The organism is Streptomyces sp. NPDC001135, assembly GCF_053598395.1.
In genome coordinates, this window is record NZ_JBSFKD010000002.1 from 423118 (window position 1) to 436923 (window position 13806).

The 13806-nt window shown below is 72.4% G+C and carries 12 protein-coding genes and 1 pseudogene; 11 read left to right on the plus strand and 2 right to left on the minus strand.

Annotated elements, in window-relative coordinates; all coding sequences use genetic code 11:
- Positions 1 to 174: 174 nt before the first annotated feature.
- The 5 genes from ACWC94_RS04920 to ACWC94_RS04940 all read left to right on the plus strand — a co-directional run bounded on the left by ACWC94_RS04920 (position 175) and on the right by ACWC94_RS04940 (position 6298).
- Positions 175 to 717, plus strand: coding sequence for a hypothetical protein (locus tag ACWC94_RS04920; RefSeq protein ID WP_450794951.1), 543 nt, complete (start codon positions 175 to 177; stop codon positions 715 to 717).
- Positions 718 to 811: 94 nt separating this feature from the next.
- On the plus strand, positions 812 to 3958 hold the full coding sequence (locus ACWC94_RS04925) for a S41 family peptidase (protein WP_450795026.1): 3147 nt from the start codon (positions 812 to 814) through the stop codon (positions 3956 to 3958).
- Positions 3959 to 4007: 49 nt separating this feature from the next.
- Positions 4008 to 4361 (plus strand): histidine triad nucleotide-binding protein, encoded by a 354-nt coding sequence (locus tag ACWC94_RS04930; protein ID WP_450794952.1) that lies wholly within the window; start codon positions 4008 to 4010, stop codon positions 4359 to 4361.
- A 6-nt stretch (positions 4362 to 4367) separates the two neighbouring features.
- A complete protein-coding gene (locus ACWC94_RS04935; RefSeq protein WP_450794953.1) occupies positions 4368 to 5273 on the plus strand; it encodes a ribonuclease Z in 906 nt (301 codons plus the stop codon).
- A 20-nt stretch (positions 5274 to 5293) separates the two neighbouring features.
- Positions 5294 to 6298 (plus strand): adenosine deaminase, encoded by a 1005-nt coding sequence (locus ACWC94_RS04940; RefSeq protein WP_450794954.1) that lies wholly within the window; start codon positions 5294 to 5296, stop codon positions 6296 to 6298.
- Here ACWC94_RS04940 and ACWC94_RS04945 read toward each other — a convergent pair.
- Positions 6250 to 7515: an MFS transporter gene (locus ACWC94_RS04945; RefSeq protein WP_450794955.1), complete on the minus strand. Its 1266-nt coding sequence runs from the start codon at positions 7513 to 7515 to the stop codon at positions 6250 to 6252. The genes ACWC94_RS04940 and ACWC94_RS04945 overlap by 49 nt on opposite strands.
- Positions 7516 to 7798: 283 nt before the next feature.
- Between ACWC94_RS04945 and ACWC94_RS04950 the strand changes: the two genes are divergently transcribed.
- The 6 genes from ACWC94_RS04950 to ACWC94_RS04975 all read left to right on the plus strand — a co-directional run bounded on the left by ACWC94_RS04950 (position 7799) and on the right by ACWC94_RS04975 (position 13689).
- Positions 7799 to 9088: a glucarate dehydratase family protein gene (locus ACWC94_RS04950; protein WP_450794956.1), complete on the plus strand. Its 1290-nt coding sequence runs from the start codon at positions 7799 to 7801 to the stop codon at positions 9086 to 9088.
- Between the two features lie 64 nt (positions 9089 to 9152).
- Positions 9153 to 10310 carry a carbohydrate kinase family protein gene (locus tag ACWC94_RS04955; RefSeq protein WP_450794957.1) on the plus strand — a complete coding sequence of 386 codons (1158 nt, stop codon included), beginning with the start codon at positions 9153 to 9155 and terminating at the stop codon, positions 10308 to 10310.
- Between the two features lie 140 nt (positions 10311 to 10450).
- Entirely contained in the window at positions 10451 to 11527 is a 1077-nt protein-coding gene (locus ACWC94_RS04960; protein ID WP_450794958.1) for a PhoH family protein, read from the plus strand.
- Between the two features lie 12 nt (positions 11528 to 11539).
- Positions 11540 to 12037 (plus strand): rRNA maturation RNase YbeY, encoded by a 498-nt coding sequence (gene ybeY / locus ACWC94_RS04965; protein WP_450794959.1) that lies wholly within the window; start codon positions 11540 to 11542, stop codon positions 12035 to 12037.
- A gap of 9 nt (positions 12038 to 12046) precedes the next feature.
- A complete protein-coding gene (locus ACWC94_RS04970) occupies positions 12047 to 13333 on the plus strand; it encodes a hemolysin family protein (RefSeq protein ID WP_450794960.1) in 1287 nt (428 codons plus the stop codon).
- Positions 13330 to 13689 (plus strand): MmcQ/YjbR family DNA-binding protein, encoded by a 360-nt coding sequence (locus tag ACWC94_RS04975; RefSeq protein ID WP_450794961.1) that lies wholly within the window; start codon positions 13330 to 13332, stop codon positions 13687 to 13689. Before ACWC94_RS04970 ends, ACWC94_RS04975 begins: the two co-directional genes overlap by 4 nt.
- Positions 13690 to 13736: 47 nt before the next feature.
- Here the strand turns inward: ACWC94_RS04975 and ACWC94_RS04980 are convergent.
- A pseudogene (locus tag ACWC94_RS04980) lies at positions 13737 to 13806 on the minus strand (GNAT family N-acetyltransferase); the annotation flags it as partial.

A 13806-nucleotide genomic window follows, 5' to 3' on the forward strand; every position in this document is an offset into this window, starting at 1 on the left:
GGTGACGGGCACATTCGGGGAAGTGCCGGGCGCATGGCGTCGGGCGGCTGCGGCGCCGTCGCGGTCGCCCGCGGGGTTCCCCGCGCCCCTGAAGGGGCGCCTGCGGCTTCCCGAACGGGTGAGTGGCCGTAAGCGGCCTTTCCCTGTGCACCGTCCGGTGGCACTCTGCCCAGCATGGGGGTTTTGAGAGGGAATCGACGCGTAGTGCGGGCCGTGGCCGTCGCCGGGCTGGTCGTGGGGGCCGGCACGGCCGTGGTGGCCTGTCAGCCCGGGGACCTCAGTTCCGCCTCCGCCGCGTACACCACCGGCACCACGGCCACGGCCAGGCTCAAGCAGCAGCACGTCGACGTCAGTTGGCTCACCTGCACCGGTGACCGCGGGGGCGGCTCGACGGGGAAGTCGCCCTCGCCGGCCGAGAGCACCGTCGTCTCCGTCGACTGCAGAGGTGAGACCAGGGGCGGGCGGAAGATCACCGTCACCGGGAAGGTGACCAGGGCCGTCGACGGTGCGTGTGTGCGCGGCGATCTGACGGCCAGGGTCGGCGGCAGGCAGGTGTTCCACGTCGACGGGCTCGGGGACTGCGACGCCAAGCCGGGGCCGACGTACCGGCCGCCCACCTATCGTCCCGGCGGCGGTCGGCCGACCGTGACCGTCACCGTCACCCGGACCCTCTGGTGCAAGGGCGACCCCACCTGCTGGCCCGTCGAGGGGAAGTGATCCGAACACCGGGCGGGGCGCACCCGTCGCTGCGTACAGTGACGGGGTGACTCAAGGTGCGGCGTATCTCCGATTTCCCCATGTGCAGGGTGACTTGGTGACGTTCGTCGCCGAGGACGACGTGTGGCTCGCGCCGCTCGACGGCGGCCGGGCCTGGCGGGTCAGCGCCGACAACAGACCCGTGACCACGCCCCGGATGTCCCCGGACGGCCGGTTCCTCGCCTGGACGTCCACCCGGGACGGCGCGCCCGAGGTGCATGTCGCCCCCGTCGACGGCGGCCCCGCCGACCGGCTGACGTACTGGGGCAACCGCCGTACGGAGGTCAGGGGCTGGACCGCCGACGGACGGGTGCTCGCGCTCGGCGCGCACGGCCGGCACAGCTTCCGGCACAGCTGGGCGTACGCCGTGCCGCTGGACGGCGGACCCGCCGAGGCCCTGCCGTACGGCCCGGTCGGCGACGTGGCCTCCGGCCCGGCCACCGTCCTGCTGTCCGCGCCGATGGGCCGCGAGGCCGCCCACTGGAAGCGCTACCGGGGCGGTACGGCGGGCAAGTTGTGGATCGACCGGGAGGGGAGCGGGGAGTTCGTCCGGCTGCACGAAGAACTCGACGGGAACATCGAGTGCCCGGTGTGGGCGGGGGACCGGATCGCCTTCCTCTGCGACCACGAGGGCACCGGCGCCCTGTACTCCTCCCTCGCCGACGGCTCCGACCTGCGCCGGCACACACCGCTCGACGGCTTCTACGCCCGGCACGCGTCCGGTGACGGCACCCGGGCCGTCTACAGCTGTGCCGGTGAACTGTGGCTCCTCGACGACCTGGAGGGCGCCGAGCCGCGCCGGCTGGACGTGCGCCTCGGCGGCCCCCGGATCGACCTGCGCCCCCGCCCGGTGAACGCCTCCCGCTGGTTCGGCGAGGCGTCCCCCGACCACACCGCGCGCGGCAGCGCCGTGTGCGTGCGCGGCGGGATCCACTGGGTCACCCACCGCTCCGGGCCCGCCCGCGCCCTCGCCGCCACCCCCGGCGTCCGCGCCCGGATGCCGCGCGCCTTCCGTGCCGAGGGCGAGGAATGGGTGGTGTGGGTGACGGACGCGGAGGGCGACGACGCCCTGGAGTTCGCCCCGGCGACCGGCACCGTGCCCGGAGCGCCCCCGCGCCGCCTCGCGGCCGGACAGCTCGGCCGGGTGCTGGAGCTGGCCATGGCCCCGGACGGCAGCCGGGCCGCCGTGGCCGCGCACGACGGGCGGCTGCTGCTCGTCGAGCGGGAGACCGGCGAGGTCCGCGAGGTCGACCGCAGCGACGACGGCGAGGTCTCCGGGCTCGCCTTCTCACCCGACTCCGCCTGGCTCGCCTGGGCCCACCCCGGCCCCCGCCCGCTCTCCCAACTGCGCATCGCCCACACCACCGACCTCTCGGTCACCGAGGCGACCCCGCTCCGCTTCCAGGACTACGCCCCCGCCTTCACCCTCGACGGCAAACACCTCGCGTTCCTCTCCAACCGCGCCTTCGACCCGGTCTACGACGAGCACGTCTTCGACCTCGCGTTCGTGGTCGGTGCCCGCCCGCACCTGATCCCCCTGGCCGCCACCACGCCCTCGCCCTTCGGCCCGCAACGCCACGGCCGCCCCTTCGAGGCCCCCGACAAGGACGAGACCCCCGACAGCGAGGGCACCCCGGCCACCCGCATCGACCCCGAGGGGCTCGCCGACCGCATCGTCCCGTTCCCGGTGGAGGCCGGCCGGTACTCCACCCTGCGCGCCGCCAAGGACGGCGTGCTCTGGCTGCGCCATCCCGTGCAGGGCGTCCTCGGCGCCGCCCGTGCCCACCCCGAGGACCCCGATCCGCACACCGAGCTGGAGCGCTACGACCTCGCCCAGCGGCGCCTGGAGCACCTGGCCTCCGACGCCGGCCACTTCGAGGTCAGCGGCGACGGCAAACGCGTGCTGCTGTGGAGCGACGGCCGGCTCCGGGTCGTCCCCGGCGACCGCCGTACCGGCAGCGACGACGACGGCGACACCAGCGTCTCGGTCGACCTCACCCGCGTCCGGCAGACCCTCGACCCGGCCGCGGAGTGGCGGCAGATGTACGACGAGACCGGCCGCCTCATGCGTGACCACTTCTGGCGTCCCGACCTCGGCGGCGCCGACTGGACCGGCGTCCTCGACCGCTACCGCCCCCTCCTGGCCCGCCTCGCCACCCACAGCGACCTGACCGACCTCCTGTGGGAGGTGCACGGCGAACTGGGCACCTCGCACGCCTACGTCATCCCCTCCGGCGGCACCGGCGGCGGCCCCCGGCACGGTCTGCTCGGCGCCGACGTCTCCCGCCATCCGGACGGCAGTTGGCGCATCGACCGCATCCTGCCCGCGGAGACCTCCGACCCCGACGCCCGCTCCCCGCTCGCCGCGCCCGGAGTCGCCGTCCGCCCCGGCGACGCGATCATCGCCGTCGCCGGCCACACCGTCGACCCGGTGACGGGACCGGGCCCGTTGCTCGTCGGCACGGCGGGTCACCCGGTGGAACTGACCATCTCCCCGGCGGGCGGCGGCGAACCCCGTCACACCGTCGTCGTCCCGGTCGCCGACGAGGAACCCCTGCGCTACCACGCCTGGGTGGCCGACCGCCGCGCCCACGTCCACGCGGCCTCCGACGGCCGCCTCGGCTACCTCCACGTCCCCGACATGCAGGCCCCCGGCTGGGCGCAGATCCACCGCGACCTGCGTGTGGAGGTCGCCCGGGAGGGTCTGGTGGTCGACGTCCGCGAGAACCGCGGCGGCCACACCTCCCAGCTCGTCGTCGAGAAATTGGCCCGCCGCATCATCGGCTGGGACCTCCCGCGCGGCATGCGCCCCACCAGCTACCCCCTCGACGCCCCGCGCGGCCCGGTCGTCGCCGTCGCCAACGAGTTCTCCGGCTCCGACGGCGACATCGTCAACGCGGCGATCAAGGCCCTCGGCATCGGCCCGGTCGTCGGCACCCGCACCTGGGGCGGCGTCATCGGCATCGACAGCCGCTACCACCTGATCGACGGCACCCTGGTCACCCAGCCGAAGTACGCGATGTGGCTGGAGGGGGTGGGCTGGGACGTCGAGAACCACGGGGTGGACCCGGACGTGGAGGTCGTACAGCGCCCGCAGGACTGGGCGGGGGGCAGGGACGCCCAGCTCGACGAGGCGATCCGGCTCGCGCTGGAGGCACTGGAGGAACGGCCCGCGAAAACTCCGCCGGGTATGCCCACCTGATACGACTACGATGCACCGGTATTGATCATCGGCGTGAGGAGGCACACGCATGGCAGGCGAACCCCAGGACGACTGCCTGTTCTGCAAGATCGTCGCGGGCCGGATCCCGGCGACGATCGTCCGCGAAACAGACACCACCGTGGCCTTCCGGGACATAAACCCCCAGGCCCCCACCCACATCCTGGTGATCCCCAAGGCCCACTACGAGAACGCCGCCATCCTCGGCGCCGAAGCACCGCAACTCGCCGCCGACGTGCTCGCCGCAACCCAGGCCGTGGCGGACGAGGAGAAGCTCGACAGCTACCGCACCGTCTTCAACACGGGTGCCGGCGCAGGCCAGACCGTCTGGCACGCCCACGCGCACGTCCTGGGCGGCCGTGGCATGCAGTGGCCCCCCGGGTAAGCAACAGTGTCCGTACGTGAACTGGTCGTCCTCGGCACCGCCAGCCAGGTCCCGACCCGGCACCGCAACCACAACGGCTACCTGCTGAGGTGGGACGGCCAGGGCATCCTGTTCGACCCCGGCGAGGGCACCCAGCGGCAGATGCTGCGCGCCGGGGTCGCCGCCCACGACCTGAACCGGATCTGCGTCACCCACTTCCACGGCGACCACTCCCTCGGCCTGGCCGGAGTCATCCAGCGGATCAACCTCGACCAGGTGCCGCACGAGGTCACCGCGCACTACCCGCGCTCCGGGCAGCGCTTCTTCGACCGGCTGCGCTACGCGACGGCCTACCGGGAGACGGTCCGCCTCACCGAGGAACCGGTCGCCGCCGACGGCATCCTCGCGGTGACCCCGTCGTACACCCTGGAGGCCCGCAGGCTGTCGCATCCGGTGGAGTCCTACGGCTACCGCCTGATCGAACCCGACGGCCGCCGCATGCTGCCGGACCGGCTCGCCGCGCACGGGATCAAGGGCCCGGACGTCGGCCTGCTGCAGCGCGAGGGCCGGCTCGGCGACGTCACGCTGGCGGACGTCAGCGAGGTACGGCGCGGGCAGCGGTTCGCGTTCGTCATGGACACCCGGCTCTGCGACGGCGTCCACGCGCTCGCGGAGGGCTGCGACCTGCTCGTCATCGAGTCGACCTTCCTGGACGACGACGTCGAACTGGCCGTCGAACACGGCCATCTGACGGCGGGCCAGGCTGCGGCGGTGGCCCGTGAGGCCGGGGTGCGGCACCTCGTCCTCACCCACTTCAGCCAGCGCTACACCGAACCGGACGAGTTCGAGCGGCAGGCGCGGGCGGCCGGCTTCGACGGGGAGCTGACCGTGGCGCACGACCTGCAGCGGGTGCCGGTTCCGAAACGGCGATAAAAGATCCGTACGATGCTTTGATGCCCCTCCCGAAAGCAGAACTGCACCTCCACATCGAAGGCACCCTGGAACCGGAGCTGGCGTTCGAGCTGGCCGCCCGCAACGGCGTCGAGCTGCCGTACGCCGACACGGACGCGCTCCGCGAGGCCTACCGGTTCGAGGACCTCCAGTCCTTTCTGAACCTGTACTACGAGCTGATGGCGGTCCTGCGCACCGAGCAGGACTTCGCCGACCTGGCCAACGCCTACCTGGCCCGCGCCGCCGCGCAGGGCGTCCGGCACGCGGAGATCTTCTTCGACCCGCAGGCCCACCTCGCCCGGGGTGTGTCCATGGGCACGGTCGTGGAGGGGCTGTGGCGGGCGCTCGGCGGCAGCGAGCAGAACCACGGCGTCTCCACCAGGCTCATCCTCTGCTTCCTGCGGGACGAGTCCGCCGAGTCGGCGATGGAGACCCTCGAGGCCGCCAGGCCGTACCTGGACCGGATCACCGGCATCGGCCTGGACTCCGCCGAGGTCGGGCATCCGCCGGTGAAGTTCCGGGAGGTGTACGAGGCCGCCGCCGGGCTCGGGCTGCGCCGTGTCGCGCACGCCGGTGAGGAGGGGCCGCCGGAGTACATCCGCGAGGCCCTGGACGTGCTCGGGGTGGAGCGCGTCGACCACGGGCTGCGCTGCATCGAGGACCCGGCGCTGGTCGAGCGGCTGGTGCGGGAACGGATCCCGCTCACCCTGTGCCCGCTGTCCAACGTCCGCCTGCGGACCGTCGACACCCTGGCCGACCACCCCCTGCCCGCCATGCTCGACGCCGGCCTGCTGTGCACGGTCAACTCCGACGACCCGGCGTACTTCGGCGGCTACGCGGGCGACAACTTCACGGCCGTGCACCGGATTCTGGGCCTGTCCGAGGACCGTCTGCGCGAGCTGGCCCGCAACTCCTTCCTCGCCTCCTTCCTGGAGGACGACGAGGAGCGCAGGGCCCGCTATCTGGCGGAGGTGGCGGCGTACGAGTTCGGGGACGCGGTGTCGTAGGCGTGCCGCACGGGTACGGCGGGCGTCTCCACCGGGAGTTCCACCACCGGCAGGGGGCGCCTGCCCGCCCGCAGCGCCACCGCCGTCATCGGGACGGCGACCAGCAGCAGCCCGGCACCGAGCACCCTCCCCATCACCGGGAAGCCCGCGCCCGCCGCCAGCACACTCCCCGTCAGCGGTCCCGCCGCCGTCCCCAGTGAGGACGCCGAGCCGACCAGGACCGCCCAGCGGCCCCGCGGGTCGAGGGAGGCGGCGAGGCCGATGACGTACGACAGGACGACCGGGTAGAGCAGGTTCCAGGAGATCTCGCCGGCCGCGAACGCCGGCAGGTCCCGCGCGGAGGCGCTGAGTGCGACGCAGCCCGCGATCAGTGCCGTACCGGCGCCGACGGGGACGGCCCGGCCCAGCCGCTCCCCGAGTGCGCCCGCGCCGACGACCCCGACGAGCCCGGCGCCGAGGGCGACCGCGAACACCGCGCCGACGGTGACCTCGGAGAGACCGGCCTGGTCGAGTCCGATCCGGCCGCTGACCCCCCAGAGGGAGTTCTGGGCGAGGGACCAGCAGGGCATGGCTGCGGCCAGCAGCAGTCCGGCGCGCAGGCGGGGGAGCCGGCCGTGGGCGACGGTCGTACGGGCCGGTGCGTCGGGACCGGACAGGCGGCCGGTGAGCGGCAGGACGGTGAGCGCGGTGAGCGCGAGGGCGGCCAGGGGCAGGCCGTGGCCGGGGCCGAGGTGCGGGATCGTCAGGTACAGGGCGCCGGCGAGGGCGGAGACACCGAGCAGGCCGAGCGTGGTGACCCGGTGGGGGTCGCTCCCCCAGGTTCTCGGCTCCGCTCGGGCCGGGGGCACCCCCAGCGCGGCGATCCCGCTCGCGGCGACCGCAGTGACCGTGCCGGACCCGAGTCCGCCGATGACCGCGCCCGCGACGACGGCCGGTACGAAGCCGGTGAGGGCGGCACCGCCGTAGCCGAGGACGGCGAGTGTGAGGCCGAGCCGGGCGAGGGTGCGGGGGCCGACGCGGTCGACCCGGGAGGCGAGCAGGAAGCCCGCCGCCGCCGAACTCAGCAGCAGCGCACTGCCGATCGCGCCGGCCTGGGTCGCGGTGAGCGGAAGCGCGGAATCGAGCCGGCCGACCGTGGTCGGCAGCAGATAGGGCGCGAGATAGCCGGCCGTGAAAAGGGCGACGAGGGGCCAGGGCGGGGTGCGGGGGGCGGACACGGGCGTTCCCAGGGCAGGCGAAAACAAGGTGCGGGGAAGGGGGGTGGGGCGACGGCTGTCGATGGACAGGAACGCGCGAGCAAGTTGTATCAAGCACGCGGTTCCGGAAGAAGATCAGGGAGTGCGATCTGTGTCACTTCTCGGTTTGCCTGGCGAGGTCGCGGGTATAGAGACTACGCTGCGTTCTCATATGTAGACGTCATTCATAAGGCGAGATGTGTGCGGTGGTCGGCGACCCGGAGGGCGCCGCTCGCCGGCGGAGTCGCCTCGTAGGAGCCTTTCTGTGACCCGTGACCTGACCATCGCCGAGGTGCGGCTGACGCCGATCCTGGTCGCCGACGCGCCGCTGCTCAACACCCAGGGCGTGCACCAGCCCTACACCCCGCGGCTGATCGTGGAGATCGTCACCGCCGACGGGATCACCGGCCTCGGCGAGACGTACGGCGACACCAAGTACCTCGAACTGGCCCGCCCGCTGGCCGAGCGCCTCACCGGACGCTCGGTCATGGATGTGAACCGGATGTTCGGGATCGACCTCGATGTGGACGAGTCGCGGGTCGAGGGACAGGTGGACGCCGGCGGGCTGCGCGGGGTGCAGAGCGCCGACAAGCTGCGGCTGTCGGTGCTGTCCGCCTTCGAGGTCGCCTGCCTGGACGCCCAGGGCAAGGCGCTCGGGCTGCCCGTGCACGCCCTGCTCGGCGGCAAGGTGCGCGACGCCGTGGAGTACAGCGCCTACCTGTTCTACAAGTGGGCCGGGCATCCCGAGGGGGTGGTCTGCGAGCCGGACGACTGGGGAGCCGCCCTCGACCCGGCCGGGGTGGTGGCGCAGGCACGGCTGTTCAAGGAGCGGTACGGGTTCACGTCGTTCAAGCTCAAGGGCGGTGTCTTTCCGCCCGATGAGGAGATCGCGGCCGTACGGGCCCTCGCCGGGGCCTTCCCCGGGCATCCGCTGCGCCTCGACCCCAACGGCGCCTGGTCGGTCGCGACCTCGCTGAAGGTGGCGGCCGAACTCGGGGACGTCCTGGAGTACCTGGAGGACCCGACGCTCGGTACGGCAGCGATGGCCGAGGTGTCGGCGGGGACGGAGGTCCCGCTCGCCACCAACATGTGCGTGACCACCTTCGGGGAGATCAAGGAGGCGTTCCGGCGCGACGCCGTTCAGGTCGTGCTCTGCGACCACCACTACTGGGGCGGGCTGCGCAACACCCAGCGGCTCGCCGCGGTCTGCGCCGCCTTCGGGGTCGGGGTGTCGATGCACTCCAACACGCACCTGGGGATCAGCCTCGCCGCGATGACGCAGGTCGCGGCCACGGTCCCCGGTCTCCAGCATGCGTGCGACTCCCACTACCCCTGGCAGTCCGAGGACGTCCTCACCGAGCGGCTGCAGTTCCGCGGCGGGCGGGTCGCGGTCTCCGACGCGCCGGGCCTCGGCATCGAGCCGGACCGGGACGAGCTGGCCCGGCTGCACCGTCGGTGGGCCGAGGACGACGGCTCGCTGCGGGACCGCGACGACGCGGCGGCGATGCGGGTGGCCGAACCGGGCCGGCGGCAACCGGTGATGCCTCGCTGGTAACCCCCTGCGCGGCGCGGCGAGTGGTGCACACTGGCCAGATCCGCACCACGCCAGGGAGCGCACCGTGACCCCGTCGCAGACCATCACCGGAGAGGAACCGGAACACCTCACCCCCGCCGCACGCTGTCAGGCCCAGGTCGACCCGCTCGCCGCGCTGCGCGCACCCGGTGACCCGCCCTGGGACGTCTACCTGACGGGCACGGTCTTCCTCGACATCATCTTCACCGGCCTGGACTCGGCGCCCGTGCGCGGCACCGAGTCCTGGGCCCGGGGCATGGGGTCCAGCCCCGGCGGGGTCGCCAACATGGCCACCGCCCTGGCCCGGCTCGGCCTGCGGACCTCCCTCGCGGCGGCCTTCGGGGACGACCACTACGGCGAGTACTGCTGGGACGCGCTCGAACAGGGCGAGGGCATCGACCTGTCGGCGTCGCGGACCGTGCCCGGCTGGCACTCGCCGGTGACGGTGTCCATGGCGTACGAGGGCGAGCGGACCATGGTCTCCCACGGGCACGAGCCGCCGCCGCGGGCCGTGTTCGGCGCGGAGGGGGCTCCGGCGCGCCCGTCCCGCGCGCGTGCGGCCGTCGCCTCGCTGACGCCCGGCACGCGGGCGCCGTGGATCGCGCAGGCCGCGCGGGAGGGCACCAGGATCTTCGCCGACGTCGGCTGGGACGAGACCGGGGCGTGGGACCTGGCCGGGCTCGCCGACCTGCGGCACTGCGAGGCGTTTCTGCCGAACGCGGAGGAGGCGAAGCGGTACACCGGGGCGGACTGCCCGCGGCTCGCCGCCCATGCCCTGACCGAGTACGTGCCGGTGGCGGTCGTCACGCTGGGCCCGGAGGGGGCCTACGCGGTGGACCGGCGGACGGGGGAGGCGGCGGAGGTGCCGGCGATCGCCGTGGAGGCGCTGGATCCGACGGGGGCGGGGGACGTCTTCGTCGCCGGGTTCGTGACGGGGTCGCTGGCGGGGTGGCCGCTGGCGGACCGGCTGGCGTTCGCCGGGCTCACGGCGGCCCTGTCGGTGCAGGAGTTCGGGGGGTCCCTGTCGGCGCCGGGGTGGTCGGAGATCGGGGCGTGGTGGCGGCGGGTCCAGTCGGTGCCGGGGCAGGACCCGGCGGCGCTTCGGCGGTACGCGTTCCTGGAGGGGCTGGTGCCGGAGGAACTGGACCGGCCCTGGCCCCTGCGCCGTGCCGTGCCGACCATCGGGTTCCGTCGTTCGACGTGACGGGCGGACGGGAGCGGCTCCGTCTGCCCCCGGAAAAGTCCTACGGGCTTGTCAGTGCACCGTCGTACCCTGGAAGCGCGAGGCCGCCCTCAGCTACGCGGCCGTGAGAAGGAGGAAGCGCAGGCCTTCAGCGCCGGCCCATGACACAGACACCCACAGCTCACACCGCCCCCGCGCAGGAGCAGGCCCGAGCGCAGCTCACCGTCCCCGCCCAGCACCCCATGGTGACCGTGCTGGGTTCCGGCGACTCCCTCCTGCGCGTGATCGAGAGGGCCTTCCCGGCGGCCGACATACACGTCCGGGGAAATGAGATCAGCGCGGTCGGTGACCCCACCGACGTCGCCCTCATTTCGCGCGTGTTCGACGAGATGATGCTGGTGCTCCGCACCGGACAGCCGATGACGGAGGACGCAGTGGAACGCTCGATCGCCATGCTCAAGGCGAGCGAGAACGGGACGAGCGACGGGCCCGAGACCCCGGCGCAGGTACTGACGCAGAACATCCTGTCCTCGCGCGGGCGCACCATCCGCCCGAAGACCCTCAACCAGAAGCGCTACGTCGACGCGATCGACAAGCACACGATCGTCTTCGGCATCGGGCCCGCCGGTACCGGCAAGACCTACCTGGCCATGGCCAAGGCCGTGCAGGCCCTGCAGTCCAAGCAGGTCAACCGGATCATCCTCACCCGCCCCGCCGTGGAGGCCGGTGAGCGGCTCGGCTTCCTGCCCGGCACGCTGTACGAGAAGATCGACCCCTACCTGCGCCCGCTGTACGACGCGCTGCACGACATGCTCGACCCGGACTCCATTCCACGGCTCATGGCCGCCGGGACCATCGAGGTCGCGCCGCTCGCCTACATGCGTGGCCGCACGCTCAACGACGCCTTCATCATCCTGGACGAGGCCCAGAACACGAGCCCCGAACAGATGAAGATGTTCCTCACCCGCCTCGGCTTCGACTCGAAGATCGTGATCACGGGTGACGTGACCCAGGTGGACCTCCCGGACGGCACCAAGAGCGGTCTGCGGCAGGTGCAGGAGATCCTGGAGGGCGTCGAGGACGTCCACTTCTCCCGGCTGTCGTCCCACGATGTCGTACGGCACAAGCTGGTGGGCCGTATCGTCGACGCGTACGAGAAGTACGACGACAAGCACGGCACCCAGAACGGCGCGCACAAGGTGCAGGGCCGGGGCAAGGCCGGACACAAGGGGAAGTAGACCAGCACGACCATGTCGATCGACGTCAACAACGAGTCCGGCACCGAGGTAGACGAGCAGGCGGTCCTCGACATCGCCCGCTACGCACTCGCGCGGATGCGCATCCACCCGCTCTCCGAGCTCTCGGTGATCGTCGTGGACGCCGACGCCATGGAGCAGCTTCATATCCAGTGGATGGACCTGCCGGGTCCCACCGATGTCATGTCGTTCCCGATGGACGAGCTCCGGCCGCCGTCCAAGGACGACGACGAGCCGCCGCAGGGGCTGCTCGGGGACATCGTGCTCTGCCCCGAGGTCGCCAAGAAGCAGGGCGAGGAAGCGCCGACCCAGCACTCCATGGACGAGGAGCTGCAACTGCTCACCGTCCATGGAGTGCTGCACCTGCTCGGGTACGACCACGAGGAGCCCGACGAGAAGGCCGAGATGTTCGGGCTCCAGGCGGCCATCGTGGACGGATGGCGGGCCGAGCGCGGCCTGACGGGGCCGTCCCCGGCGCCGACCGTCTCGTAAGCGGGCCGCATGTCTCCGCAGATCGTGGTCGGCGCGATCGCGCTGGTCGTCGTCGCCTGGCTCGCCGCCTGCGCGGAGGCGGGCCTCGCCCGGGTCTCCAGCTTCCGCGCCGAGGAGGCCGTCAAGTCCGGGCGGCGCGGCAGCGCGAAGCTCGCCCAGGTCGCCGCCGACCCCACCCGCTATCTCAACGTGGCCCTGCTGGTCCGCGTCGCCTGCGAGATGGCGGCCGCGGCCCTGGTGACCTACGCCTGCCTGCAGGAGTTCGCCGCCACCTGGCAGGCCCTGCTGGTCGCCATCGGGGTGATGGTGCTGGTGTCATACGTCGCCGTGGGTGTGTCGCCGCGCACCATCGGCCGCCAGCACCCGCTGAACACGGCGACCGTGTCCGCGTACGTGCTGCTGCCCCTCGCCCGGATCATGGGCCCGATCCCGTCCCTGCTGATCCTCATCGGTAACGCGCTCACGCCCGGCAAGGGCTTCAGACGCGGCCCCTTCGCCTCCGAGGCGGAGCTGCGCGCGCTGGTCGACCTCGCCGAGCAGGAGTCGCTGATCGAGGACGAGGAGCGCCGGATGGTGCACTCGGTCTTCGAACTGGGCGACACCCTGGTCCGCGAGGTCATGGTGCCGCGGACCGACCTGGTCACCATCGAGCGCTTCAAGACCATCCGGCAGGCCCTCACCCTCGCGCTGCGCTCCGGGTTCTCCCGGATCCCGGTCACCGGCGAGAGCGAGGACGACATCGTCGGGATCGTGTATCTGAAGGACCTGGTCCGCAAGACGCACATCAGCCGCGACGCGGAGAGCGACCTGGTCTCGACCGCCATGCGGCCCGCCGTCTTCGTGCCCGACACCAAGAACGCCGGTGACCTGCTGCGCGAGATGCAGAAGGAACGCAACCACGTCGCCGTCGTCATCGACGAGTACGGCGGCACCGCCGGCATCGTCACCATCGAGGACATCCTCGAGGAGATCGTCGGCGAGATCACCGACGAGTACGACCGCGAGATACCGCCGGTCGAGGACCTCGGCGACCACCGCTTCCGGGTCACCGCCCGCCTGGACATCACCGACCTCGGCGAGCTGTACGGCCTGGAGGAGTACGACGACGAGGACGTGGAGACCGTCGGCGGACTGCTCGCCAAGGCCCTCGGCCGTGTCCCCATCGCGGGGGCGTCCGCCGAGGTCGAACTGCCCGACGAACGCCGGCTGAAGCTGACCGCGGAGGCCGCGGCCGGACGCCGGAACAAGATCGTGACGGTACTGGTCGAGCCCGCCGAGGAGGCGAAACCCGAATGACCCCCGAGGCACTGCGCGCGTTCTGTCTGTCCTTCAACGCTGCCGAGGAGGACTTCCCGTTCAATCCGGAGACGTCGGTCTTCAAGGTGCTGGGCAAGATGTTCGCCCTGACGAGCCTGGGCGCGCGGCCGCTGACGGTCAACCTCAAGTGCGACCCGGAGGACGCGGTCCGGCTGCGCACCGAGCACGAGGGGCTGATCGTCCCCGGGTGGCACATGAACAAGCGGCACTGGAACACCGTGACCGTGGCCGGCGGACTGCCGGAGCGGCTGGTGCGGGAGCTGATCGAGGACTCGTACGACCTCGTCGTCGCGGGGCTGCCGAGGGCCCAGCGGCTGCGGCTGGACCGGCCGTGAACCCTGGATCCCCTCCGCTTCCCAACGGCGCGCGCGGCCGTGCGGTGTTGCTGGGAGGCGGTGTTGTCGGCGGTGGTGCGCAGCTCCAGGCGTTCGAACCCCTGGTCGCGGAACAGC